The sequence below is a fragment of the Pseudomonas serbica genome, from assembly GCF_028823535.1.
Lineage (GTDB): Bacteria > Pseudomonadota > Gammaproteobacteria > Pseudomonadales > Pseudomonadaceae > Aquipseudomonas > Aquipseudomonas serbica.
In genome coordinates this window covers 22,788-46,934 of sequence record NZ_JAQIYM010000016.1, presented here as the reverse complement: position 1 = coordinate 46,934, position 24,147 = coordinate 22,788, and the positions used below count along the sequence as shown (strand labels likewise).

Here is a 24,147-nt window from a genome sequence, read left to right as displayed (position 1 = left end):
CTCATACGCGAAACTGCCCCAATAGCCCATTGAGCTGGCCCGCCAGTTGACGCAGTTTCTGGCTAGCTTCGTTGGACTGGTCTGCTGCCAGGGCATTTTCGTGGGCCAGCGAAGCTGCACGTATGACGTTCTGGTTGATGTCCTCGACGACGTGGGACTGCTCCAGGGTGGCACTGGCCATTGAGGCGTTCAGCTGCGTGAGGTTGCGCAGCGCAGTGATGATCTGGGACAGGCTTTCACCGGTTTCGCGGGCCTGCTCCACGGTTTGTTGAGCGGCTTGGCTGCTGGCATTGATGACTTTTACCGCCGCTTGCGAGTTGCCCTGCAGGCGCTCAATCATGACTTGGATCTGCGTGATGGACTGCTGAGTGCGCTGGGCCAGCAGGCGCACTTCGTCTGCTACCACGGCGAATCCGCGGCCCTGTTCTCCAGCTCGCGCCGCCTCAATGGCGGCATTCAGCGCCAGCAGGTTGGTCTGCTCGGCGATGGCGCGGATCACTTCCAGTACGCTGCCGATCTGGGTGCTTTCCTGGGCCAGGCTCTGGATCACTTCGACGGCCTGGCCGATGGTGTCGGACAACTGGTCGATCTGGCGCAGGCTGCTGTCGATGTTGTGCTGACCTTGGCGCGCCTGCTGATCGGCCTGACGTACCTCATTTGCAGCGTGCTCGGCGTTCTTCGCCACTTCCTGCACAGCGTAAGAAACTTCGTGAATGGCGGCGGCCACCAGTTCCATTTGCTGTGACTGCTGCTGGCTGTGGCGTTGGCTGTCGCCAGCAATCTCTCCGAGCGAATGCGAGGCCTTGTCCAGGCTGTCGGCGGTCTGCACGGACTGCCCGATCACAGAGCGCAGTTTGCTGGTAAACCCGTTGAAGTGGCGGCTCACAGCGGCCAGCTCATCACGCCAGCGACTGTCCAGGTTGTGGGTCAGGTCGGCTTCGCCGCTGGCGATGTTCTCCATTGCATTGACCACCTGCGCCAGTGGCGAGGCTATGCTGCGGGCGATCAGCAGGATCAGCGCGCTAAGCAGCAGGGCGATCGTCATCACAATGACGAAGGCCTGAACCAGCTGGCGGCGGAACTCGACTTGCACGTCGTCGATGTAGATACCCGAGCCCACGATCCAGCCCCAGGGCTTGAACAGTTCGACGTAGGAAACCTTCTCCAGCGGCACGTCGGAGCCCGGCTTTGGCCAGCGGTAGTGCACCAGGCCGGAGCCGTCGCGGTTTGCCACGGTAACCATCTCGTCGAACAGTGCCTTGCCATCAGGGTCGCGGGTGCCGGCCATGCGCTTGCCCTCGAGGTTGGCATTGGGATGCATGACCATGCGGGTGTCGAGGTCTTCGATCCAGAAGTAATCCCCACGGTCATAGCGCAGCTCACGTATGACCGCGCTGGCCCGTTGTTGCGCTTGCTCACGATCGAGACCCTGGCCTTCAAGGTTGTGAAAATGGCGCAGGATGCCGCTGACCGTCTCGACCACGTGGCGGGTTTTCAGCGCCTTGGCCCCATGGAGGTCGTCATGGTTCTGTTTGAGCATCAGGCCAGCGAGCGTCAGCAGCATCAGGATGGACGTCAGCAGGATCAACCACAGGCGGCGGCTGATGGGAATATTACGCAGGCCGAGCATGGGCAACTCCGGAAGGCGGGCAGAAAAAGGGGCGGCCGCACGCAGGGAGCGTCCGGCCTGGGGCTCAGAGCGCGTAGTGGGCCAGCTCGCGGGCTATCAGCAGGCGCTGGACCTCGCTGGTGCCTTCGTAGATTTGGGTAATGCGCGCATCGCGGTAGTAGCGTTCCACCGGGTAATCCTCCAGGTAGCCATAACCACCATGGATCTGCATGGCGCTGGAGCACACGCGCTCAGCCATTTCCGAGGCAAACAGCTTGGCTTGCGAGGCTTCTGACAGGCACGCTTGCCCGGCGCTTTTAAGACGCGCGGCATGCAGCACCAGCAGGCGGCTGGCATTGAGCCGGGTGTGCATATCAGCCAGCAGGTTGGACACGCTTTGGTGTTCGATAATCGGCTTGCCGAACTGGATGCGTTCGCGGGCATACGCCAGCGCGGCCTCGAAGGCGGCACGGGCGATGCCCAGGGCCTGGGCGGCGATGCCGATGCGACCGCCTTCCAGGTTGGACAGGGCAATGGCCAGGCCTTTGCCGCGCTCACCCAGCAAATGATCCTGGGGTATCGTGCAGTTGTTCAGGGTCACCGCGCAGGTATCGGATGCCTTGATGCCCATCTTGTGTTCGCTGCGATCGACTACGAATCCGGGATTGTCGGTCGGCACCAGGAAAGCCGACAGGCCCTTTTTACCCAGCTCCGGATCGGTGACGGCGAAGACTATAGCCAGCCGGGCGCGTTTGCCGTTGCTGACGAATTGTTTGGCGCCATTGAGTACCCACTGGCCGTCGCGCAGTTCGGCGCGCGTGCGCAAGTTGTGTGCTTCGGTGCCGGCCTGTGGCTCGGTCAGGCAGAAACAGCCAATGGCCTGGCCGCTGGCCAGAAGCGGCAGCCAGCTGTCTTGCTGGGTTGGGCTGCCATATTTCAACAGCGGGCCACAGCCCACTGAGTTGTGGATGCTCATCAATGCGCCGAGGGCGCCGTCGCCCGCTGAGATTTCTTCCACGGCCAGGGCGTAGGCCACATAGTCGGTGTAACTGCCGCCCCAGGTGTCCGGCACGACCATGCCCAGCAGGCCTAGTTCGCCCATTTGCGCCACCACGGCGTCATCGATCCAGCCGGCCTTTTCCCAGGCCGGGGCGTGCGGGCCGACTTCGCTGCGGGCGAAGTCGCGCGCCATGTCGCGGATCATGCGTTGTTCTTCGTTCAATTCGATATCGTGCATTGCGAGTCTCCTGCCGAACGGGCGGTGCGAAGGGGTTTGCCAGAGGCCGGGTGAAAGTCGCTGAAAAAGGCCTGCACCCGCGCAGGTATCAGTTCCGCCAGGGTTGGCGGGTTCCAGCGTGGGGTCTTGTCCTTGTCGATGATCAGGGCGCGCACACCTTCCATCAGGTCACCCTTGTCGAACCACTGGTAGTCCAGGTGCAGCTCCAGGGCAAAACAATCGGCCAGGCTCAGGTATCGACCGCGCCGCAACAGTTCCAGTGTCGTAGCCATTGCCAGCGGCGAGCGGCTGTCGAGCAGCTCGACCGTCTGTTCGGCCCAGTCGCGCAACTCGGGGCGCTGCTCGCGCTGCAGCGCATTGCGAATCGCCGGCACATCGGGCAGGGCGAAATATTCATCGATCACCTGGCGATACGCCTTGAGTTCCGATCCCGCAATACGCTCGGTGGCCAGGCCCGCGAGCAGGTCTTGCAAGTCTTCGTCGGGCGCGCAAGTCCAGTTCAAGTGATCCAGCGCGGCATCCAGTTCGGCCAGCCGCTCGCTGGGCAGATAGTAGTCGGCCAGCTTGGCATAGAGCGCGTCGGCGGCACGTACCTGGCCGCCTGTGACCCCCAGATAGATACCCAACTCACCCGGGAGGCGCGGGAGGAAATAGCTGCCGCCGACATCGGGAAAAAAGCCGATGCCGACTTCCGGCATACCCATCCGCGTGCGTTCGGTGATCACTCGCAGCGAGGCAGCCTGCGCCAGTCCCATGCCGCCGCCCAGGACGAAACCATCGAGCAGCGCCAGCACCGGTTTGGAGTAGCCATGCAGGTACTCGTCAAGGGTGTACTCCTCCTCGAGAAACCGCTCGTGCAGGTTGTCGCCGGCCTTGTGACTGTCGTACAGCATGCGGATATCGCCACCGGCACAGAACGCTTTTTCCCCGGCGCCACGCAGGGTCACGGCGACGATCTCGGGGTCCTGTTCCCAGACCCACAGGTGCTGGCAAAGCAGCGTCACCATGGGCAGGTCCAGGGTGTTCAACGCGCCTGGCCTATTCAGCGTCAGGTGACCGATGCGGTTGCGCACAGTGGCCAGCACCGGGGCTTGCTGCGGGCTCATGCTTGGGCTTCCCCACGGAACAGTTTGATGATGGCGGAGAAGTCCAGACCGCCGTTACCTTGCAGGCTGAAGGTCTGGTACAGCTGCTGCGCGGCAGCACCGAGCACCACCGGCTGACGCGCTTGTTTAGCGGCTTCAGTGGCAAGGCCCAGGTCCTTGAGCATCAGGTCGGTACCGAAGCCGCCACTGTAACCGCGCGAGGCCGGAGCATTTTCCAGCACGCCCGGGAACGGATTGTTGATCTCCGAGCTCCAGCAGCGACCCGTGGAAGTGCCGATGACCCCGGCCAGCACCTTGGCGTCCATGCCCAGGGCCACACCCAGGGCCATGGCTTCGGCGACGCCGACCATGGAGATGCCGAGCAGCATGTTATTGGCGATCTTGGCCACCTGGCCGTTACCTGCTGCACCGCAATGCACGATGTTCCTGCCCATCGCCGAAAGGATCGGCAGGGCCTGGTCGTACACGCTGACCGGGCCGCCGACCATGAACGTCAGGGTGCCCGCCGTCGCGCCGCCGGTGCCGCCGGAGACCGGCGCGTCGAGCATTGGGTTGCCTTGGGCAAGGGCGAATTTGGCCACCTCGCGGGCACTGAGCGGGTCGATGGTCGAACTGTCGATCAACAGCACGCCCTGGCCAATATTGGCCAACAGGCCGTCCTTGCCGCGATAGACCTGCTTCACGTGGTCTGCGGTTGGTAGCATGGTGATGATCACTTCAACCCCGGCTTTGGCCACGCCGGCAGGCGAGTCCGCGGCGCTGGCGCCGGCCTCGACCAAGGCGGCGATTGCCTGCGGGAAGGGATCGAAGACGGTCAGGCTGTGGCCAGCCTTGAGCAGGTTGCGGGCCATTGGGCCGCCCATGTTGCCCAGGCCGAGAAAACCGATATGCATGATGACTACCTTTTGCGAGTGGTGACGCGCTAGTGCACATCGACCAGAAATGGCTGGTATTGCACCGTTCAGTTTCTGGCCGGCCGACGTTGTGCGCCGGCCGGCAGAGATCATTTCAGGGTGATGGTGGTGTTCACCGTACCGCCGGTGTCATCCTCGTCGAACCAGCGCTGGGTGATCGTCTTGGTCTGGGTGTAGAAGGTCACCACTTGCTTGCCGTAAGGGCCCAGATCGCCGAGCTTGGAGGCGCGCGAACCGGAGAAGGAGAACAGCGGAACCGGTACTGGAATGGGCACGTTGATGCCCACCTGGCCGACATCGATTTCTTCCTGGAAGTGCCGGGCCGCAGCGCCGGAGCGGGTGAACAGGGCGGTACCGTTGCCATTCGGGTTGGCGTTGATGATCTCGATCGCCTCGCTCAGGCTCGCGGCGTGCATGACACACAGCACCGGGCCGAAGATTTCCTCGCGGTACACAGACATGTGCGCAGTGACGTTGGAGAAGATGGTCGGGCCAACGAAATTGCCGTCCTGATAACCCGGCACGCTTGGGTTGCGTCCATCCAGTTCAAGCCGGGCGCCTTCTTCGATGCCGCTGGCGATCAGGCTGTTGACCCGATCCAGGGCCGCGCAGGAGATCACCGGGCCGATGTCGGTGCCTGGTTCGGTGCCGCCATTGATCTTGAGGGTTTTGGTCCGCTCGATCAGGTCCGGCAGCCAGCTCTGCGCTTCACCCACCAGGATCACCACCGGCAGGGCCATGCAGCGCTGGCCGGCGGCGCCGAACGAGGCGCCCAGCAGGTTGTTCAACGTCTGCTGCTTGTTGGCATCGGGCAGGACGATGGCGTGGTTCTTGGCGCCCATCATGCACTGTGCGCGTTTGCCGTTCTGGGTGGCGCGGTTGTAGACGTGGGTGCCGACCTTGGTCGAACCGACGAAGGACACGGCCTTGATGTCCGGGTGGTCACAGATCAGGTTCACCGCATCGACGCCGCCGTGGATGACGTTGAGCACCCCCTTGGGTACACCGGCCTCCAGCGCCAGTTCGACCAGGCGCATGGTCACCAACGGGTCTTGCTCGGATGGCTTGAGGATGAAGGTGTTGCCGGTAGCGATGGCCATCGGGAACATCCACAACGGGATCATCGCCGGGAAGTTGAACGGGGTGATGCCGGCGCACACGCCCAGCGGCTGCATCAGGGTGTAGGTGTCGACGCCATTGGCGACGTTGTTGGCCAATTCACCCATCTGCAGGTTGCCGATGGAAGTGGCGTGCTCGACCACTTCCAGTCCGCGAAATACATCACCTTCGGCATCCGGCAGGGTCTTGCCCTGTTCGGCGGTGAGCAGGGCGGCCAGTTCCTTGATGTTCTCGCGGATCAGTTGCTGATATTTGAAGAAGATCCGCGAGCGAGCGCCGATCGGCGTCTTGCGCCAGGTCTTGAAGGCTTCCTTGGCGCTGGCCACGGCGGCGTTCATTTCCTCGGCGGTGGCGAAGGGTACGCGAGCCAGGACTTCCTGAGTGGCCGGGTTGACCACGTCGCGCCACTCGGTGGTGCGCGATTCGACGAATTCGCCGTTGATGAGGAGCTTGACGCTTGGAATGCTGGAAGAGGTCATTTTCAGTTCTGCCTACTTTCTTTGGGGCGAGTTAAGCCACTCGGCCTGGATGGCCGAGCGGTCGGAATTGAATTCAGGAAGGCCGGCGAACCGGCCCGGGTTCAGCCCTTGAGCTGTGGGAAGTCTTCTTCGAAGTACTCATGAGCGCCGCGTGCATCACTCTGCCGGCGCTGCACTTCCATTTGTCGCAGTTCCACCCGGCGGATTTTCCCGGAGATGGTCTTGGGCAGTTCGCTGACGAATTCGATGCGCCGCACCCGCTTGTACGGCGCCAGGTGCTCGCGGGCGAAGGCGAGGATATTGCCGGCGAGCTCGGCGCTCCCGGGTTCGTCATGGGCCAGGATCAGAAACGCCTTGGGTACGGCCAGGCGCAGCGGGTCAGGGCTAGGCACCACGGCCACTTCCATCACTGCCGGATGCTCGATCAGTGCGCTTTCCAGCTCGAAGGGACTGATGCGGTAGTCGGAGGCTTTGAACACATCGTCGGCGCGGCCGACAAAGGTGACATAACCGTCCTCGTCGATCTGAGCGGTATCGCCGGTGCGGTAGAAACCGTCGCGCATCACTTCGGCGGTTTTTTCCGGGCTGTCCTCATAGCACAGCATCAGCCCGAGCGGACGCACGTCCAGCGGCAGGGCAACCTCGCCCTCATTGCCGGGGACACCGTCAGGGTCGAGCATGGTCACCTGGTAGCCCGGCAGCGGACGGCCCATGGAGCCGGGTTTGAGCAGTTGACCGGGCGTGTTGCCAACCAGGGCGGTGGTTTCCGACTGGCCGAAGCCGTCACGCAGCGGCAAGTTCCAGGCATGCAGGATCTGCTCGATGATCTCCGGGTTGAGCGGCTCACCGGCACCCACCAGCTCGCGCAGGTTCAAGCGATCCTTGTAACTGGTCAAGTCCTCCTGGATCAGCATGCGCCACACGGTGGGCGGAGCGCACAGGCTGGTGACGCCGTAGCGCTCCAGGGCGCCGAGCAGGGCCGGGGCGCTGAAGCGCGCGACGTTGTGGATGAAGATGCAGGCGCCGGCGTTCCACGGGGCGAAGAGACAGCTCCAGGCGTGCTTGGCCCAACCCGGTGACGAGATGTTCAAGTGCAGGTCACCCGGCTGCAGGCCGATCCAGTACATGGTCGACAAGTGGCCGACCGGGTAGCTCTGATGGCTGTGCAGCACCATCTTCGGTTTGGAGGTGGTGCCGGAGGTGAAGTACAGCAGCATCGGGTCGGTGGCCAGGGTGCGCCCTTCGATGTCGAACTGTTCGGAATACTCGCTGGCGGCGCTGTGCGGCGTCCAGCCGGCGGGGGCCGGGCCGACGCAAATGCGACTGCAGCCTTCACCCAGGCCGTCGAACTTGTCGACGTGGGCGGCACCGACCACCAGGTGACGAACCTGGCCGCGCTCGATACGGTCGCCGAGGTCATCGGGAGTCAGCAGGGCGGTGGCAGGGATGACAACCGCGCCGAGTTTGAAGGCGGCCAGCATGGTTTCCCACAGGGCGACGTCGTTACCGAGCATCAGCAGGACGCGCTCGCCACGGCGCACGCCAAGTGCACGCAGGTGGTTAGCCACCTGGTTTGAGCGCGCGGCCAGTTGCTGGAAGCTGTAGCGCTGCTCGCTGCCGTCTTCTTCGACGATCCACAGGGCGTTGGCCTGGTTGCCCTCGGCCATGGCATCGAAGTAATCCAGTGCCCAGTTGAACTCGTTCAGTTGCGGCCAGCGGAAGTCACGCGCGGCGGTGGCGTAATCGGTGCGGTGGGCCAGCAGGAAATCGCGAGCGGCGAGGAAGGGTTGGCAGTTGCTGTTCATTAAAGTCTCCATCGATCGCGAGGGCGATCGGCGCGGTAACGGGTACGGGATGGTCAAGCGGCGAGGGGGGCTTCGCTGCGCGCAGCAATGCGTACGGGACGCGTGCAGGTACCTGAAAGCGGGGAGACGATGGCAAGCATGGATGTCTTCACGGTGGATGCCCTTGTTTGTTTTTGTTGGGACTGGCCCGGTTCGAGACCGGGCGCTTGAGTTCAGTATATGCATGCAAAAATCAATTAAAAACGCTCATAAACACCGGTGCGTTGTGCAAAAAAATCATAGCTAAGGCGCGTTGAACGCGAGGCCACTCGCACCATCAGGCGATACGAGCGGCCCCGTCTTGCGGGGGGATTACCAGAGCGCCAGGGTATAACTGAGGATCAGGCGGTTTTCATCCAGGTCGCTGCCGAAGTTGGTGGAGCGCACCGTCGCGTTACGCCATTTCACGCCGACATTTTTCAGCGGCCCGCTCTGTACGACGTAACCAATGTCGGTATCGCGTTCCCATTCCTTGCCTTCGGGACGGTTGCTGCCCAGGTCAATGTTGTCGCCGGTGAGGTAGCGGGTCATGAAGGACAGGCCAGGCACGCCCATGGCCGCGAAGTTGTAGTCGTAGCGTGCCTGCCAGGATTGTTCGTCCTTGCTGGCGAAGTCGCCGATTTGCACGAAGTTCACCAGGAACGCATCGGCACCGTTGATGTAGGCGAAACCGGTGTCGCCGCTCATGCCCTGGTAGCCCAGGCCCAAGGCATGGCCGCCGAGGCTGTAGGTGAACATGGCACCGATCGCGTTGTTGTCGACATTGCTGCCGCCATCGTCGGTAGAGCGGGCGTAACGCAGGTCGGTCTTCAAGGACTGGCCGGCGGTCACGGGCAGTACGTAGGTCAGGTTGACCATGTGCTGGTCGTAGAAGTTGTCGAGGTGGCCGTAGGCGTAGCCGGTGGTGAGGTTGCCGGTCCACTTGTAGTTCAGGCTGGCGAAATCGAAGCTGTCGCTGCCCACCTGGCGGCTGGTGATGCCCTTGGCGCCGGTGCGGGTGATGCCCATATCCTCATAGTTCGAGGAGTCGCGCTGGTTGACCTGGGTCAGCCGCCCGGCATCCACGGTCAGGCCTTCGATTTCCAGCGAGGTCAACTGACCGCCTTCGAAGGTTTGCGGCAGCAGCCGTGAGTCGTTGGCCAATACCGTCGGCAGCTTGGGCAGCAGCGTGCCGAGCTTGAGCGTGCTTTTGGAGGCGCGCAGCTTGGCGGTCAGGCCCAGTTCGCCGTATTCGTCCTGGGCACCCTTGCGTGTGTCGCTGTGGCGTTTGAGCAGGCCGGAACCGGCGCGATCGGGGCTGGAGTCGAGTTTTACGCCGAGCAGGCCGATGGCGTCGAAACCGACGCCGACCAGACCTTCGGTAAAGCCAGACTCATAGCGCAGCAGCAAGCCCTGGGCCCATTCCTCTTGTTTGGATTGGGCTGCGTTGGTCTGACGATAATCTCGGTTGAAGTAAAAGTTGCGCAGTTCCAGGCTGGCTTTGCTGTCTGCGAGGAAGCTTGCGTGGACTTGGGAGGCCAGGCTGCTGCCGGCCAGGAACAGGATGATGAGGGTGGGTTTCATTGCTTGTCTCTTGTTATTAGAAGAAGTGTTGTTATGAGCAAGCCGATCCCGCACTGATCGGGGCCAGTGGCGGGAAGGCTCGTTGAAGGTGCCCTGCGCCAGGCGGAGCAGGGGGGAGTAAAAAAGCGCGACGCTAAGGGGCGCACTCGCGCTCGGGGCATAGACCCGTAAAACGGCAGCGCTAGTGACTGCTGGCCATGGCAGCGCCCAGGCCGGTCTGGGCGCGGACGAACTGATCGGCATAGGCAGCGCGTTCACGGTCGGCGCGCTCGCTGCGGTCCAGCCTGGACACCACCACGATGACCAGGAAGGCTAAAGGCATGGAGAACAGTGCCGGTTGGTCGTAGGGGAAGATCGCCTGGGCGTGGCCCAACACACCGACCCACACAGACGGCGAACCGATGACCAGCGCCAGGGCGCTGACCAGGCCGGTCAAACCGCCATAGAGGGCACCACGGGTGGTCAGGCCACCCCAGTACATGGCCATGATCAGTACAGGGAAATTTGCAGAGGCGGCTATGCCGAACGTCAAACCGACCAGGAAGGCGATGTTCTGGCCCTCGAACAGAATGCCCAGGGAGATCGCGACAATGCCCAGGCAGACAGTGGCAATGCGTGATACGCGCATTTCCTGCTTCTCGTCGGCCTTGCCCTTCTTCAGGACTGAGGCGTAAAGATCGTGAGAAATCGCCGAGGCGCCGGCCAGGGCCAGGCCGGCAACCACGGCCAGGATGGTGGCGAAGGCTACGGCGGAGAGGAACCCGAGAAACAGGTTGCCGCCCACCGCCTTGGCCAAGTGCATGGCCACCATGTTGCCGCCGCCGATCATGGCGCCGCCTGGCTTGCCGTCGACGTAATACTGCGGGTCAGTCCCGACGATGACGATGGCGGTATAGCCCAGGATGCAGACCACGAGGAAGAAGAAGCCGATGAACACCGTGGCGAACAGTACTGATTTACGCGCCTCCTTGGCATTGGGCACGGTGAAGAAACGCATCAGGATGTGCGGCAGGCCGGCGATGCCGAAAACCAGGCCAAGGGACAGTGACACCGCGTTGATCGGGTCGGCCAGCAAGGTGCCCGGGCCCATGATCTGCGCGCCGCTGGCATGCACTGCTACAGCTTGGGCCGACAGCGTCTCGAAGCTGAAACCGAAGCGGCTCAGGGCCATCAGCATCAGGGTCGTGCCGCCCGCCAATAGCAGTACGGCCTTGGTGATTTGCACCCAGGTGGTGGCGAGCATGCCGCCGAAGATCACGTAGACCAGCATCAGCAAGCCGACCACAACCACCGCCGTGCGATAGTCGAGGCCGAACAGCAGCTTGATCAACTGGCCGGCGCCGACCATCTGCACCACCAGGTAGCAGCACACCACCGTCAACGAGCCGAGGGCGGCGAAGCTGCGCACGCGCGTCTGATCCAGGCGGAAAGAGACAATGTCGGCGAAAGTGTAGCGGCCCAGGTTACGCAGGCGCTCGGCCATCAGGAAGGTGACGATGGGCCAGCCTACGAAGAAGCCAATGATGTAGATGAAGCCGTCATAGCCCCTGGTGAACACCAGGCTCGAGAGGCCCAGCAAAGTGGCCGCCGACATGTAGTCACCGGCGATCGCCAGGCCATTCTGGAAACCGGTGATACCGCCACCGGCGCTGTAGAAATCGGCAGCGGAGCGTGTACGGCGGGACGCCCACCAAGTGATCAGCAAAGTGGCGAGGACGAAGACGAAGAACATGCCGATGGCATGCAGATTGAGCGGTTGCTTCTGCGCGGTGATGGTGTCGGCGTTGACCAGCAGGGGGCAAAGGGCGAGGAGGGCGGGCAGGCGTTTCATGCGCGGGTCTCCTGAAGGATCTGCGCGCTGAGCGCGTCGAAGCGTGTGTTGGCGGTGTGCACGTACCAGGCGGTGAGCAACCAGGACAGCAAGATGATTGCCACGCCAATTGGCATACCGAGGCTGAGGTGACTGCCGTCGTACAGTGGCAAGTGCAACCAGGCAGGGGCGAACGCCACTACCATGATGAAGCTGTAATAGACGGTCAGGACTGCGCCGCTCAGTGACCAGGCCAGCAGCGCGCGCTGGCGAGTGAGGTGCTGGAACTTGGGATTGGCCCTGACTTGGGCGCAGGTCTGGACATGGTTCGGATGGTCAATCGTCATAGTGAGGCTCCGCTTTTAATTGTTGTTGTTTGCCGGCCTTTTCAGGGGCGTACGGGTACCCGGGCGACGACCCGATGCGGGACATCGCCTGAATGCTGCTGGAGTCATTGCTGCCCTGGCGATCTTCCGAAGGCGAGGGAAGGTTGAAATGCCATGGGTGTGGCGCCGAAAGGTAACCCGCCGTATGAGCCCTCGGCGGGGGCGAAAATGGCAGTGATTGCGCTGCCGTGCAGATGCCTTTTTCGGCTTGAAAGCAGTGTTTTTACCCTGCATCCAGGCCGTTGGCCCTGTTTGAAATCGGGGCTTTTCCGGTTGAGAAACGATGCTGGTCAAGCCAGGCTGAATGCGAGTATATGTTGGCTAATTTCCAATAAGAATTGGCGGAAAAGCCTGATGAATATGCAAAAACGCACAACGCAATCTCACGTGAATTGGGACGATATGCGTTTCTTCCTCGAGGTCGCCCGCGCTCGCACCGCGAGTGGCGCAGCACGTCGTTTGGGGGTGGATTACACCACGGTGTCGCGGCGCATCCGTGCCCTTGAGCAAAGTCTTGGCGCGCTGCTTTTCGAGAAGTCCCGAACTTCGGGATTCGTCATGACTGTCGAGGGGCAGCGGCTGATCAGTCACGCTGAAACACTGGAAAGTACGCTACTGGCAGCTTGCGGGGAGGTTTCGGGAACCACCGGGGGGCTCGCCGGGCACCTGCGCATCGGCTGTACCGAAGCCTTCGGCTCCTGCTTCATCACCACGCAGATGAGTCACTTCATCATTCACTATCCGCACATCTCAGTGGACATTTTGCCGGTTCCGCACTTCGTCAACCTGTCACGGCGCGAGGCGGATATTGCCATCACCCTGGAGCGGCCTGAGCGCGGACCGTACGTGTGTTCGCGACTGTGTGACTATCGCTTGCGCCTGTATGCGACTGCGGAGTACCTGGCCAATCATCCGCCGATCACCCGTAGCGAGGATTTGGCGAGTCACCCGTTCGTGACCTATGTCGAGGATCTGGCCTTCAGTTTCAAGCTGCTCTACCTGAACGACCTGCTGCCCGGCGCACAAAGCCGCCTGCGCAGCACCAGCGTAGTCTCCCAGTACCATGCGGCGCTGGAAGGGCGTGCGTTGGCCATCCTTCCCTGCTTTCTCGCGGGGCCCGACCCGCGCCTGTGTGAAGTGCTGCCGGACCAGGTGGAGGTCACTCGACAGTTCTGGATGTACTACAGCGAGGATCTGCGCAAGCTCAAGCGGATCACCCTGGTCGCCGACTACCTGCGCGCCTGCGCGGAACTCAATCGTTCGCTGCTGATGGGCGAGACGCGCGCGATGGCTTACCTGCCGTCACCTTGAGGTCTCACTGACCGATCCGGACGCCCGCTCCATGATGATGCGCGGCACCGAAATCGTTGGTTACAACGTGCAGACAGCGATCGACATGCAGCACCCTCTGATCGTCGCGCACGAGGTGACCAACGTCGGTTCCGACCGCGACAGCTAAACGGTTTTGACTGCCAAAGCTTTTTGCCGGCGATACAGGATCGTCGTCGCCGTGAACCCGCACACCGCCGCGAACATCAGCCAGTAGGCAGGTGATGCCTTGTCACCGGTGGCCTGGACAAGCAGCGTCGAGATGGCCGGGGTAAAACCGCCAAACACCGCGGTGGCCAAACTGAAGGCCAGTGAAAACCCGACCACCCGCACGTTCTGTGGCATGACTTCGGTCAGTGCCGCGACCATGGCGCCGTTGTAAATGCCAAAGAAGAATGAGAAGTACAGCAGAACAGCGAGCAGTCGTTCGAAACTCGCCGCCTCGGCCAGCCAGTGCATGGCGGGATAGGCGGTGAAGATGCACAGCAACGATATCGCCAGCAACAGTGGCCGACGGCCAATGCGGTCGGAGAGGGCGCCGCCGATGGGCAGCCAGATAAAGTTGCTGATACCGACCAGCAGTGTGACCGCCAGGCTGTCGGTGGTGCTCAGGTTCAGTACTGTCCTGCCAAACGTCGGTGTGTAGACCGTAATCAGGTAGAAGGTGGTGGTGGTCATGGACGCCAGCAAGCCGCCCGCCAGTACGGTGCGCCAGTTGTCACGCATCGAGCGAAACACTTCGCGAGTGGTTGGACGATGGCTGCGAGCAGTGAAGGCAGCGGTTTCTTCCAGTGAGCGGCGAATAATGAAAATGAACGGGATGATCACGCAGCCAATGAAGAACGGAATACGCCAGCCCCAATCGGCGATCTCAGCGGCTTGCATCGTGGCATTGATCGTGTAGCCCAACGCCGCCGCGACGACGATCGCCACCTGTTGGCTGGCCGATTGCCAACTGGTGTAGAAACCGGTGTGACCGGGGGTGGAAATTTCCGCCAGATACACGGAAACACCACCCATTTCCGCGCCGGCGGAGAAGCCCTGGAGCAGCCTGCCCAACAACACCAGAATCGGTGCTGCCACGCCGATGGTGGCATAGCCCGGCACCAGGGCGATCAATACGGTACCGGCGGCCATGATCGACAGCGTCACGATCAGCCCCTTGCGACGGCCCACCTTGTCGATGTACGCCCCCAGCACAATGGCGCCTAACGGACGCATGAGGAATCCGGAGCCGAAGACCGCGAAGGTCATCATCAACGAGGCAAACTCGCTGGTGGCTGGAAAGAAGGTCTGGGAGATGTAGGTCGCGTAGAACCCGAACAGAAAGAAGTCGAACTGCTCGAGAAAATTACCGCTGGTGACCCGCAAAATGGCGCCCAATTTGGACCCCTTGGCTCGGGTTGTTGCCGTTGTCGTTTTCATCATGGCTACCGTTATGCTCACTATTGTTTTTGGAATGAGTGCTTTAAGCGTCAGTCGCTGCCGGCGTTGATCGGGTTGGGTTGACGCTTCTCGATGGCGTGTTTGAGCAGCGCTGCGCTGCGGAAGATTCCGTGGGCGAATTTGCTGTAGGGCATGGTCAAGAAAAACGCCATGACCAGGCCGAGATGGATAGCCAACATCAAGCCCAAGGCGCTGGTTTCGCGCAAAGCCAGTAGCGCCAGGCCGCTTGCGCTGACCAGAAACAGCAGGGCGATGAAGCCGCGATCCATGGGTTTTTGGTTCTCATCGCCGTGCGCAGGGTTGCGACGCAGGTTCAGCCAAAGCAGACCCGCCGGGCCGATCAACAGGCCGATGCCACCGGCAATCCCCAACATCACCGGCAAGCTGAAGACCGGATAAGGCGCCGACCACTTCAGCAGATAGTGAAAGAGCGTGGCGACACCGGTGGCGGCCAAGCACAGCATGAAGCCGTAGAAGGTGAGGTGGTGGAATCGGCGGCGCCACAAGGTGAATTGATCGTCGGCGTTGTTGCAGCCTTCGCCATGGCCGCCGTCCAGGTATTTGAGCTTCGCGACGTTGGCCGTAGCCTCCAGTGCAGCGGACGTTTTCAACGGCAGTGGCGTTGCGACCGGTGAAACGTTGCGCCAGAAGCGCCGTACCCCCATGGTCAGGGCAAGGACCGCAAAGCCGAACACTGAGCCGAACATCAGCGCCAGGGTGTTATGCGGGAAAATCCTGTAGAAGTTGCCCCCGGGAATGGCCGTGAACAGGTTGCCCATGAGCATCAGGGTCAGGCATAAAAACAAGGCCAGTCCCCCACCGGAAGCCAGCGCCAGGGTCAGGCCGTTGCGCTGATACAACCTGCCCATCACGGGCGGCCAGGCGTATTCGGCGTAGGTATCCAGGCGCACTTTGGCCATGGCTTTGGGAATGTTGACGTCGAATTCGTGTGGGGCGGCGTACTGACAGGCGTGCAGGCACGCGCCGCAGTTATGGCACAGGTTCGCCAGGTAATGGATGTCGGCCTGAGTGAATTCCAGGCGCCGGGTCATCGCCGGAAATACCGCGCAAAAGCCTTCGCAATAACGACAGGCATTGCAGATAGTCATCTGCCGCTGGACTTCACTTTCGTCAAGGTTCAACACCGGGATCAACCCGCCCGACGCTTGGGGATCAAACAGTTGCATGTCGAGACTCCGTGTTTGCAGATGAAACGCCAAAGCCCACCGAAGCGGCCGCCTGCACACCGGCGATGCGGCCAAACGCGGTACCGATGGCCATGCCGATGCCGGCGGTGTAGCCCTTGCCCAGAACATTGCCGGCCATCATTTCTCCCGCGACGAACAGGTTGGGGCTCGCCTTGCCGTTGAAATGCACGGCAGCGGTTTCGTCGGTGGCGAGGCCGAGGTAGGTGAACGTGACACCCGGTTTAAGCGGGTAGGCGTAGAAAGGTGGTTTCACCAATGGCCGCGCCCAATGGGTTTTGGCGGGCATCAGTCCTTGGGTATGGCAGTCGTCCAACGCCGTGTGATCGAACGTGCCAACGCGGCAGGCGCTGTTGTAGTCCTCGACCGTCTTGACGAATTTTTCTTGAGGCAGCTTCAACTGGCGGGCAAGGTCTTGCAGAGTATTGGCGGTGGTGCCGGGAAAGACCGGCGGCATGAAGCGGCCGATGGCTTGTTGATCGATGATCGAATACGCCTGCTGACCGGGTTGTCCGGCCACCAGACGTCCCCAGATCGCATACCGTTTTGGCCAGAAATCCTCACCTTCGTCGTAGAAGCGTTCGCCATCACGATTGACCACCACACCCAGCGATACGCAGTCGATTCGGGTGCAGATGCCGCCGTCGTAGAGTGGCGCACGGGCATCAATCGCGACCATGTGTGCTTGCGTCGGATCGCCGATCACATCGGCGCCAAGGTCGAGCATGCGCCGTAGCAAAATGCCGGTGTTGAATCGGGTGCCCCGGATCAGGAAATTGTCCGATGGCCATTCACCGCGTTCGTTCTGACCCCACGCTTCGCGCAGCCACTCTCGGTTGGATTCGAAACCGCCGGCCGCCAACACGCAGGCCCGGGCTTCAATGCGTTCGGCGGCGAAACGCTGACCATCGATCTCATGTTCGCCCACATGGGCGGCGACGAATTTCCCCTCATCCAACTCGATGTCGGTCACTTGCGCGTTGTAGCGAACTTTTACACCCAGGCGCTCGGCGCTGCGGAAATAGGCATTGACCAGCGCTTTGCCGCCGCCCATGAAAAATGCATTGGTCCGTGCCACGTGCAGCGCGCCGGACAGCGGTGGCTGAAAATGCACGCCGTGTGAACGCATCCAATCGCGGCAAGAAGACGATGCGCGAATGGCAATGCGTGCAAGCTTTTCATTCGTAAGGCCACCGGTGACCTTCAGCAGGTCTTGCCAGTATTCTTCTTCCGGATAGGCATCGATCAGCACGTCCTGCGGTTCATCGTGCATGCACCGCAGGTTACGGGTGTGTTGGGAGTTGCCACCGCGCCAGATTTTCGGCGAGGCTTCCAGCAGCATCACGCTGGCGCCCGCTTCTCGCGCCATCAGCGCGGCGCACAAGGCAGCGTTGCCACCCCCTATGATTAAGACATCGATCATTATCGCTCCTCGATTTGCAAGGAAGCGGGAACGAAGTGCTCCTTGCGAGTGGGGAGAACGATAGGGTGGGGAAGGAGTGGTCGAAAGGCTGCTTTTGACGCGGGGTGTTTAGTTTTTCTAAAGGCTTGGTCGTCAGGTGAAGGAGGATGACACGTCTACCCCTTCTATCCACGTAGCGCCAGGCCATTGTCTGTCGACGACCAGCTGTCGCGCCACATCGACGATGACCAACCGCGTTGCCAGCGCCGCCGGAGAAAGTTCGTCGTCAGCCAGCGTCGCCAGAAGATTACGCCGGCCCACATGGGGATCGGCAATCCTGATCACTGAAAGTCCGGACCTGTCCTTCAATGCAGCGGCCGCCCCCGGTTGTATCGTTGCTGCATGACCTGCCCGAACGGCGTTCATCAACACAGCCAGACCGTCGACTTCCATAATGACATTGGGTGTTAGCCCGACCCGCTCGAACGCGCTCATCAATGCCGAGCGCAATCCATGTTGCGCGCTGGGCATCACCAGCGGCAGGCCGCCGAGGTCGGCTAACTGCACGCTTTCACCGGAAGGCGCCTGTGGCAGGCTGGGCGAGGCAATGACAAAGAGCTTTTCATCCAGCAGCGGCGTCACGCTCCAGCGTTTACCCCCTTCGAGCTGGAACAGGATGGCCAGATCAATTTGCCGTGCGTTGAGTTGCGCCGCCAAGTGGCCGGAAAGCATTTCCACCAAATGCAGTTGTATGTCCGGATAACGCGCACGCATTGCGTTGATCAACGGCAACGCGAGCACTGTTGCGGTAGTCGGCGGCAAGCCGACGCTGACATAACCGCTCATTCGCCCGCGATGAGCGGCCATGATTGCGTTTTCAGCCTGGCGTAGCGTCAATTGGGCATGGTGTAGAAACGCAAACCCGGCGCTAGTGGGCGTCACACCGGTGGAGGTTCGATTCAGGAGGCGGGTGCACAGTTCGCTTTCCAGCTTGGAGATTTGCTGACTGAGGGCTGACACGCCAACGTCCAGTTCAAGTGCCGCACGTCCCAGGCTGCCAAGCTCGATGATTTTTACGAAATAGCGCAGTTGTCTCAATTCCAATGTGGCGGCTCCTCGCGAATCTGTTATTCAAATACCTGAACGTTTGCCACGCAAGTTACCAAGCCCGAAGAGGCAGCATTGTCGCAGGTTTGGGTTGATCGTTAAGCGCGTGCGCGTCGTCGAGGACGGGTAGCCGTTGACTCGAAGGTGTCATCGACACTGTGGCCTGCGACCAGCTAGTGCTGATTATTAGATTATGTATGGGACTCGGAAGGAATGAGGAGGACCAGATCAGTATCGCCTACATCGACACCACCTTGTGACAGCAAAGTCGTAACTTGGCCTCGGTGATGGGTCTGGTGGTTGAAGAAATGCATGACCAAGCCATAAAAGTTCTTGTCAGCGGGGGTTCCATTCATGCTTGTGTAATTGAGCGTGTAATCCAGATCCGACTCTGTCATCGAGCGAGACCACTCGACAATTACCTGATCGAGCCAAACGCGATGTGCCGAAAGTTCTCGAATATTCGAGAGCAGTGACTGATCGAGGCTTTGGGGGGCAGGGAGCTGTCGAATCGGCTCCAGAGCCAAGTGGTTCGCTGGGTGCTTGGCAAATCGCTTTAGCCAGATAGTGTCCCCGGCCACCAGGTGGTTCAACGTCCCGAGAATAGAACCAAAGAATGCTTTCCTGTCCACTGACAGCTCTTCATCTGTCAGGCTTCTGGCCGCCTCATAAACCTTTGCGTTCATCCAATCGTTATAGTTCGCCATCAGGCAGATATGGTTGGTGCGGCCCATCGTGTTCATCCTTTGAGTGAAAACTTGGCAAGCGATCCCCGCTCACCTGGGGGCCATTCTAGAGCAGGGCTTTTTGAATCGCCCCTGACTTGATAGACACGTGACCGGCTGCTCGGCTCGATTGCGGCCACTCATGATTGGCCGCCATCCGCGTTCCAATCTTCGAAGGCTTGCATCATCCTGCACCTGGTCATCACATCGGCAGGTATCAAATGTTCGATTCGCAGCGACTCCACGGTGATGTCCAGGGGCATGCCGAAGGTAGTGAAGGTTGAGAGAAAGCTCAACTCTCCATCCGGGGTGCACACACGGGTCAGCAGCAAAGGGCTGGCAGCGGGTGTCTGCAAGGCAATGGCCGGAGCTGGCAGGTTGTGCAAGCGCTTTGCGAGGGCTGGATTGCCGACTGACTCTCTGGAGGCGCGCTGCCACGCAGCAGCGCGAATCTCCTGTGCATTGGCCAACCGATCACCGAGCCCGCCGGGGCAGAGCAGTGTTTCCAGCAGATTGAAACCTGACGCCACGTCCTGCGCCACTCCCGCCATCGCCAACAGTAGCCCCGTGCTCACGTTCGCAGCAGTGATATCCCAGTTGCTGTCGATAACGATGGCAGGCGCCGGATTGTTCGCACGCAGGATGTGATCGATGGCCGTGTGGACCATTTCCAGGGCGGGTGCATCGAGCGATGTTGCGGCGTAGCGAGGCGCGTACCCAGCGGCAAGAAAGACTTCGTTGCAGTGATCCAGCGGCGCCCCAAGGGCCGAAAGTATGGCGTGCAAAGTACTGGTGCTCGCCTTGGCACGGCCGGTTTCAACGCAACTGAGGTGGCGCTGAGAAACCCCGGCCATGAGTGCAAGATCGAGCTGGCTTAGCCCTGCCTGCCGACGCAGCAGGCGCAAGTGCTGGCCCGCCGATGTGGCTGGCGGGGGATGTTTATGATGGAACAGGTGATTGCTCATGCTTCGCCTTTGACGTCCTTGTGCCTGGCTTCAATGACCTCACAGGTCATTGAGCGCCAGCAACCCTACCACTACTGTGCCAGAAACCCTACCAAGGACAGGACTATGGTACTTCGCCTCATTGCACTGGCATCGCTGGTGCTCTTTTCGATGTATACCGGCTGGACGATGCTCAATGCTGAGCAGTCGCTGTTGGCCTTTGGGCGTGAGCTGATTTCCCGACCTGACACTGCCCAGTTGGTCATCGACTTGTACCTTATGGCAGCGCTGGCCTGCATTTGGATGGCGAAAGACAACCGATCGCGAGGTGGTTCACTCATTGGCCTGCTTCCCTACCTGATACTGACTGCTGTATTCGTTTCCGTGGGGCCGTTGCTTTACCTCGTGGTCAAAGGCTTTGACAGGGCGCGCCAGGCATGACCAGTGCGATGACCGTCTACGCACTCTGCGTGGTTGTGCTGTTCCTCAAGATGTTCGCGATCTCCTGTTACCAGGGCTTCTTGCGCATACGCTTCAGGGCATTCACGAACACAGAGGACGCCGCCGTTTTCAATCGAATCGCTCGTGAAAACGAGCTTGCGCAAGTGACTCGCGCGGCAAGGGCCTGGACGAACGACCTGGAAAGCATTCCGGCATTCTTCGCGCTGGGCGGGCTCGCCGTTGCCATGAATGCACCTGCTTGCATCACGGCATGGTTAAGCGTTCTGTTCACCCTCGCCAGAGTCCTGCACACGTTGGCATACCTCAAGGGCGTGCAGCCTTGGCGCACCCTGTTCTATGGTGTCGGGATCATGTGTCTCTTGGGCTTGTGCACGACGATCACCATTAACGTGGTGATGCCATGATCGGACGGGCCATGGCTTTGCGTTCGTTGCGTGTAGGGAGGCCCGATCCAGGGCGAGGGCGCCCGGGCACTTAGTCAATCACCGCGTGCCAGGTGGCGGGGCGGTGTCACGTGTTGCCAAGACCGAGTGGCAGCCTTGCCTGATGGATAAACCACCTCCACAGGCCCGGCTGCCATTCCACTGAACTGCCGGTTTCAGCGTTTGATCAAGGAAATCTTCGTCCCTTCGATACTGATCCCGGCCATCAAGCCTTGCTGGTCGAAGATGAACGCGTAGGCGTCGTCCTTCAGCGTTGAACTGGACAGGTTCTTGGCAACCCCTTCGTCCACCACGACCACCGTTGGCCCTACGCCGATTTCCCAGCCTTTGGTTTCGGTGATGTATTTCACTGCCTTGTCGGTCATCAGGAACACCACATAACCATAGGACTGGGCGCCTGCCTGCAAGCCCCAGGAGCCGCCGACCGAGTTGTAGTAGTCAACGGCTTTGTTGCCCTTGAACAAGACACCTTCGCCGTAGCTGCCGCCAAACACCAGGCCCGCCTTGATGATTTTCGGGAAGACCAGCACGGCCTTGGCTTTTTGCGAGATGGATTCGGATGTGGGGTTGGTCTTGTACAGCGTTTGCAGCGCTTGCCGGGAGTCGGTGTTGAGGTCCTCGGCGGTGGCGGCGCCTGCCGTGTTCAGGAAACTGGCCGAAGCCAGTGCGGCAACCGCAAGCCAGGCCGTCAGGAACAACCGTATTGATTGAGTCATTTGCGTACTCCGATAAGGGAGCATTGGATGGCAGCAGTCAGCACCTGTTTCAGACAGGAACCGAAACCACTGGACGTTATCCGGCGCACCCTGGAATGTGTGGAATGCAAGCGTCGCGGCTGAGTGGTACAAGTGATCAGTTGCGATGCCATCACTTGTTGTGACCACTGAGTGATGGCGGCGTTCATCGCTGGCGTTCGCTTGGCATCAGTATTAGCAGCAAGGGCATCAAGCCTCGCTTGAAAATGCTTGTTTAAGCGTGTTCAAGGTTACTTCTTGAAAGCCACAGGACCGTGCGCCGTTGCCTACGGGACGGCCACACCGCAAACCCAGTAACCTGTCGATCCGCCCGAACAGACGGAATGACTATGTACAGCCGACCGCGACGCAGCGCCCCCACCAGAACGGCAGGGGCGCCAGGTGGGTCAGAGTTTCGGCAACTGCCCGATGCGGCCCATCATTTCGGTCACGATCTGCAGGTCGAGCAGGAACTGCTCAGTGGTCTTGAACTCGTTGTCGTTGTGACCGGTGTACTTGACATCCGGCATGGCCAGGCCGAACTGCACGCCATTAGGCAGTTCATGCACCGAGGTGGCGCCGGCGGAGGTGCCGAACTTGTGCTCCATGCCGAGGTTTTCGCTGGCCACGGCGAGCAAAGCCTTGACCCATTCGCCCTCGGGGTTGCGGTACATCGGCTCGGCGATGGAGTAGTCCAACGCCGGGGCGATTTTGCTCTGCTTGCTCCAGGCATCGAGCTTGGTGGCAATTTCTGATTTCAGCGTTTGCGGCGACTTGCCCTTCGGCACGCGCAGGTTGACCGCGAGCTTGAAGGCTTTTTCATCCATCCCGACGTAGGTCAGGGAGGTGGTCAACGGGCCCATGAACTCATCGGAGAAGCCCACCCCCAGTTTGCCGCCCAGGTAGTCCAGCCCCCAGTTGTCGGCAGCGTAGCGCGCCGCGTCAGTGATGTGGTTGTGCTTGAGCGCGACCTTGCCGTCGAGGCTGTTGATGAAGTCGAGCATCCTGGCCACCGGGTTGACGCCGGACTCGGGCTCGGAGGAGTGGGCGGACACGCCGGTGACGGTCAGCTTGACATCTTTGCCGTCAACCTTGGCGGTGACCTCAAAGTTGCCGCCATTGCGCTTGGCGTACTCGGAGCCGGCCTTTTGCAGGCTGGCGGCCAGCTCTGCGGGTTTGTCTGTCAGCAGGGTGGCGACCGAGGTCGACGGAATCTGGTTGGTAGCCAGGCCGCCGGTCATCGAGGTGATTTCGGCGCCGTTGCCCTGACCCTGGCGCTTGGCGAAGCTGGCCATGACGGTGCCGTAGCCTTTCTCGGCGATCACCACCGGGTACCCGCCATCGAGCGCCAGGTTGTAGTTGGGCGTGGGGTTGCGTTCGAAATAGTAGGGGATGGCGTCGCCGGTGGTTTCCTCGGTGGTGTCGACCAGCAGCTTGAAGTTCCTGGCCAGCGGCAGTTTCTCTTCCTTGATGACTTTCATGGCGTAGAGCGCGACCACGATGCCGTTCTTGTCGTCCTCGGTACCCCGACCATACATACGGTCGCCAACCAGGGTGACCTTGAACGGGTCGAGCCGGGTGCCGTCCTGCAATACCCAGTTCTCTGGCGTCACCGGCACCACGTCGGCATGGGCGTGAATGCCCACGACTTCATCGCCGGTGCCTTCCAGGGAGATTTCATAGACGCGGTTGTCGATGTTGCGAAAGCTCAGGTTGAATGCCTGGGCCAGGCCCTTGATCTTCTCGGCGATCCTGATGAACTCGGGATTGTCGTGCTGGGCGACGCCGTCCACGCGCACGGTGGGGATGGCCACCAGTTCACGCAGGGTTTCGGTGGCCGCGCTGCCGTACTTGATCCGGGTATAGAGGCCAAGCAGGCGGTGGATTTCGTTTTGCTGTCCAGGCGTCAGCGTCTTGTTGTCCTGGAAGGCACTGATGGCCGGGCCGAGGTCAGAGGTTTTAGCGACGTCGCTCTTGGCCAGGCTCGTCAGGAACTGCCGGAAATCGGTGACCGACTCATCACTGAAGGTCTTGAGGATGATCGCGCTCTGTTGCGGGGTGATGTTGGCTTGGGCAGCAGTGGTGAACGACGACAGGCTGGCGAACATCAGGGTGGCCGCGGCCAGGTGCTTGAGTGAAAAGTCCATTGCTGGAGGCATTCCTTTGCAGGTGGGTTTGTAGGAAATATCTGATCGTTTAATCAGAAAGATCTGCAAACTTACACTGCTAAGGGGGGATGGGGGAGCCTCTGAAGTGGGATCTGTCGCACAGAAATGCAAAAGC

At 60.9% G+C, this 24,147-nt stretch carries 20 protein-coding genes and 1 pseudogene; 4 read left to right on the top strand and 17 right to left on the bottom strand.

The window, feature by feature from the left end; all coding sequences use genetic code 11:
• Position 1 precedes the first annotated feature (1 nt).
• The 9 genes from NQL71_RS24225 to NQL71_RS24185 all read right to left on the bottom strand — a co-directional run bounded on the left by NQL71_RS24225 (position 2) and on the right by NQL71_RS24185 (position 12,028).
• The gene (locus NQL71_RS24225; RefSeq protein WP_274643467.1) at positions 2-1,630 is read right to left on the bottom strand and encodes a methyl-accepting chemotaxis protein; all 1,629 of its coding nucleotides are present in this window, start codon (positions 1,628-1,630) and stop codon (positions 2-4) included.
• A 64-nt stretch (positions 1,631-1,694) separates the two neighbouring features.
• Positions 1,695-2,846: an acyl-CoA dehydrogenase family protein gene (locus tag NQL71_RS24220; protein WP_046817372.1), complete on the bottom strand. Its 1,152-nt coding sequence runs from the start codon at positions 2,844-2,846 to the stop codon at positions 1,695-1,697.
• Positions 2,828-3,952 (bottom strand): enoyl-CoA hydratase/isomerase family protein, encoded by a 1,125-nt coding sequence (locus tag NQL71_RS24215; RefSeq protein ID WP_274643466.1) that lies wholly within the window; start codon positions 3,950-3,952, stop codon positions 2,828-2,830. Before NQL71_RS24215 ends, NQL71_RS24220 begins: the two co-directional genes overlap by 19 nt.
• Positions 3,949-4,845 carry a 3-hydroxyisobutyrate dehydrogenase gene (gene mmsB, locus NQL71_RS24210; protein ID WP_077186332.1) on the bottom strand — a complete coding sequence of 299 codons (897 nt, stop codon included), beginning with the start codon at positions 4,843-4,845 and terminating at the stop codon, positions 3,949-3,951. Before mmsB ends, NQL71_RS24215 begins: the two co-directional genes overlap by 4 nt.
• Before the next feature lie 110 nt (positions 4,846-4,955).
• Positions 4,956-6,464, bottom strand: a complete 1,509-nt coding sequence (locus NQL71_RS24205) for a CoA-acylating methylmalonate-semialdehyde dehydrogenase (RefSeq protein ID WP_274643465.1) — start codon at positions 6,462-6,464, stop codon at positions 4,956-4,958.
• 101 nt (positions 6,465-6,565) lie between these two features.
• Positions 6,566-8,269 carry an AMP-binding protein gene (locus NQL71_RS24200; protein ID WP_166622004.1) on the bottom strand — a complete coding sequence of 568 codons (1,704 nt, stop codon included), beginning with the start codon at positions 8,267-8,269 and terminating at the stop codon, positions 6,566-6,568.
• 351 nt (positions 8,270-8,620) lie between these two features.
• The gene (locus tag NQL71_RS24195; RefSeq protein ID WP_274643464.1) at positions 8,621-9,871 is read right to left on the bottom strand and encodes an OprD family porin; all 1,251 of its coding nucleotides are present in this window, start codon (positions 9,869-9,871) and stop codon (positions 8,621-8,623) included.
• Positions 9,872-10,052: 181 nt separating this feature from the next.
• Positions 10,053-11,702: a cation acetate symporter gene (locus tag NQL71_RS24190; RefSeq protein ID WP_046817377.1), complete on the bottom strand. Its 1,650-nt coding sequence runs from the start codon at positions 11,700-11,702 to the stop codon at positions 10,053-10,055.
• The gene (locus NQL71_RS24185) at positions 11,699-12,028 is read right to left on the bottom strand and encodes a DUF485 domain-containing protein (RefSeq protein WP_046817378.1); all 330 of its coding nucleotides are present in this window, start codon (positions 12,026-12,028) and stop codon (positions 11,699-11,701) included. The genes NQL71_RS24190 and NQL71_RS24185 overlap by 4 nt, the downstream gene beginning before the upstream one ends.
• Before the next feature lie 393 nt (positions 12,029-12,421).
• Here NQL71_RS24185 and NQL71_RS24180 point away from each other — a divergent pair, with 393 nt between their 5' ends.
• Complete coding sequence (locus NQL71_RS24180) at positions 12,422-13,378, top strand: LysR family transcriptional regulator (protein ID WP_248687886.1); 957 nt, start codon at positions 12,422-12,424, stop codon at positions 13,376-13,378.
• Positions 13,377-13,520 (top strand): annotated as a pseudogene (locus NQL71_RS36870) (IS5/IS1182 family transposase); the annotation flags it as partial. The gene NQL71_RS24180 and the pseudogene NQL71_RS36870, both read left to right, overlap by 2 nt.
• A 2-nt stretch (positions 13,521-13,522) precedes the next feature.
• On the opposite strand, the gene NQL71_RS24175 reads toward NQL71_RS36870, so the two are convergent.
• The 6 genes from NQL71_RS24175 to NQL71_RS24150 form a co-directional block, all read right to left on the bottom strand.
• Positions 13,523-14,824, bottom strand: coding sequence for an MFS transporter (locus NQL71_RS24175; protein ID WP_046817379.1), 1,302 nt, complete (start codon positions 14,822-14,824; stop codon positions 13,523-13,525).
• 47 nt (positions 14,825-14,871) lie between these two features.
• Complete coding sequence (gene tcuB, locus NQL71_RS24170) at positions 14,872-16,029, bottom strand: tricarballylate utilization 4Fe-4S protein TcuB (RefSeq protein ID WP_046817380.1); 1,158 nt, start codon at positions 16,027-16,029, stop codon at positions 14,872-14,874.
• Positions 16,016-17,470: an FAD-dependent tricarballylate dehydrogenase TcuA gene (gene tcuA, locus NQL71_RS24165; RefSeq protein ID WP_077183863.1), complete on the bottom strand. Its 1,455-nt coding sequence runs from the start codon at positions 17,468-17,470 to the stop codon at positions 16,016-16,018. The genes tcuB and tcuA overlap by 14 nt, the downstream gene beginning before the upstream one ends.
• Before the next feature lie 132 nt (positions 17,471-17,602).
• Entirely contained in the window at positions 17,603-18,553 is a 951-nt protein-coding gene (locus tag NQL71_RS24160; RefSeq protein WP_046817382.1) for a LysR family transcriptional regulator, read from the bottom strand.
• Between the two features lie 194 nt (positions 18,554-18,747).
• Positions 18,748-19,290: a DinB family protein gene (locus tag NQL71_RS24155; protein ID WP_274643463.1), complete on the bottom strand. Its 543-nt coding sequence runs from the start codon at positions 19,288-19,290 to the stop codon at positions 18,748-18,750.
• A 131-nt stretch (positions 19,291-19,421) separates the two neighbouring features.
• On the bottom strand, positions 19,422-20,246 hold the full coding sequence (locus NQL71_RS24150) for a helix-turn-helix domain-containing protein (RefSeq protein WP_274643462.1): 825 nt from the start codon (positions 20,244-20,246) through the stop codon (positions 19,422-19,424).
• A 105-nt stretch (positions 20,247-20,351) separates the two neighbouring features.
• On the opposite strand from NQL71_RS24150, the gene NQL71_RS24145 reads away from it, so the two are divergent.
• Together NQL71_RS24145 and NQL71_RS24140 are read left to right on the top strand one after the other, a co-directional pair.
• Complete coding sequence (locus tag NQL71_RS24145; RefSeq protein WP_046817385.1) at positions 20,352-20,666, top strand: DUF2834 domain-containing protein; 315 nt, start codon at positions 20,352-20,354, stop codon at positions 20,664-20,666.
• Positions 20,663-21,091 (top strand): MAPEG family protein, encoded by a 429-nt coding sequence (locus NQL71_RS24140; protein ID WP_274643461.1) that lies wholly within the window; start codon positions 20,663-20,665, stop codon positions 21,089-21,091. Before NQL71_RS24145 ends, NQL71_RS24140 begins: the two co-directional genes overlap by 4 nt.
• 194 nt (positions 21,092-21,285) lie before the next feature.
• Here the strand turns inward: NQL71_RS24140 and NQL71_RS24135 are convergent, their stop codons facing one another.
• Both NQL71_RS24135 and NQL71_RS24130 read right to left on the bottom strand, forming a co-directional pair.
• Positions 21,286-21,846 (bottom strand): lipid-binding SYLF domain-containing protein, encoded by a 561-nt coding sequence (locus tag NQL71_RS24135; protein ID WP_046817387.1) that lies wholly within the window; start codon positions 21,844-21,846, stop codon positions 21,286-21,288.
• 425 nt (positions 21,847-22,271) lie between these two features.
• Positions 22,272-24,011 carry a dipeptidase gene (locus NQL71_RS24130; RefSeq protein WP_274643460.1) on the bottom strand — a complete coding sequence of 580 codons (1,740 nt, stop codon included), beginning with the start codon at positions 24,009-24,011 and terminating at the stop codon, positions 22,272-22,274.
• Positions 24,012-24,147: the final 136 nt, after the last annotated feature.

Excerpts from the sequence above, each read along its gene's own strand:
- tcuB (WP_046817380.1), bottom strand. The coding sequence starts at position 16,029 with ATGCAACTGTTTGATCCCCAAGCGTCGGGCGGGTTGATCCCGGTGTTG.
- NQL71_RS24130 (WP_274643460.1), bottom strand. The coding sequence starts at position 24,011 with ATGGACTTTTCACTCAAGCACCTGGCCGCGGCCACCCTGATGTTCGCC.
- NQL71_RS24215 (WP_274643466.1), bottom strand. The coding sequence starts at position 3,952 with ATGAGCCCGCAGCAAGCCCCGGTGCTGGCCACTGTGCGCAACCGCATC.
- NQL71_RS24185 (WP_046817378.1), bottom strand. The coding sequence starts at position 12,028 with ATGACGATTGACCATCCGAACCATGTCCAGACCTGCGCCCAAGTCAGG.
- mmsB (WP_077186332.1), bottom strand. The coding sequence starts at position 4,845 with ATGCATATCGGTTTTCTCGGCCTGGGCAACATGGGCGGCCCAATGGCC.
- NQL71_RS24190 (WP_046817377.1), bottom strand. The coding sequence starts at position 11,702 with ATGAAACGCCTGCCCGCCCTCCTCGCCCTTTGCCCCCTGCTGGTCAAC.
- NQL71_RS24175 (WP_046817379.1), bottom strand. The coding sequence starts at position 14,824 with ATGATGAAAACGACAACGGCAACAACCCGAGCCAAGGGGTCCAAATTG.
- NQL71_RS24200 (WP_166622004.1), bottom strand. The coding sequence starts at position 8,269 with ATGAACAGCAACTGCCAACCCTTCCTCGCCGCTCGCGATTTCCTGCTG.
- NQL71_RS24195 (WP_274643464.1), bottom strand. The coding sequence starts at position 9,871 with ATGAAACCCACCCTCATCATCCTGTTCCTGGCCGGCAGCAGCCTGGCC.
- NQL71_RS24180 (WP_248687886.1), top strand. The coding sequence starts at position 12,422 with ATGAATATGCAAAAACGCACAACGCAATCTCACGTGAATTGGGACGAT.
- NQL71_RS24155 (WP_274643463.1), bottom strand. The coding sequence starts at position 19,290 with ATGGGCCGCACCAACCATATCTGCCTGATGGCGAACTATAACGATTGG.
- NQL71_RS24140 (WP_274643461.1), top strand. The coding sequence starts at position 20,663 with ATGACCAGTGCGATGACCGTCTACGCACTCTGCGTGGTTGTGCTGTTC.
- tcuA (WP_077183863.1), bottom strand. The coding sequence starts at position 17,470 with ATGATCGATGTCTTAATCATAGGGGGTGGCAACGCTGCCTTGTGCGCC.
- NQL71_RS24135 (WP_046817387.1), bottom strand. The coding sequence starts at position 21,846 with ATGACTCAATCAATACGGTTGTTCCTGACGGCCTGGCTTGCGGTTGCC.
- NQL71_RS24225 (WP_274643467.1), bottom strand. The coding sequence starts at position 1,630 with ATGCTCGGCCTGCGTAATATTCCCATCAGCCGCCGCCTGTGGTTGATC.
- NQL71_RS24205 (WP_274643465.1), bottom strand. The coding sequence starts at position 6,464 with ATGACCTCTTCCAGCATTCCAAGCGTCAAGCTCCTCATCAACGGCGAA.
- NQL71_RS24145 (WP_046817385.1), top strand. The coding sequence starts at position 20,352 with ATGGTACTTCGCCTCATTGCACTGGCATCGCTGGTGCTCTTTTCGATG.
- NQL71_RS24220 (WP_046817372.1), bottom strand. The coding sequence starts at position 2,846 with ATGCACGATATCGAATTGAACGAAGAACAACGCATGATCCGCGACATG.
- NQL71_RS24150 (WP_274643462.1), bottom strand. The coding sequence starts at position 20,246 with ATGAGCAATCACCTGTTCCATCATAAACATCCCCCGCCAGCCACATCG.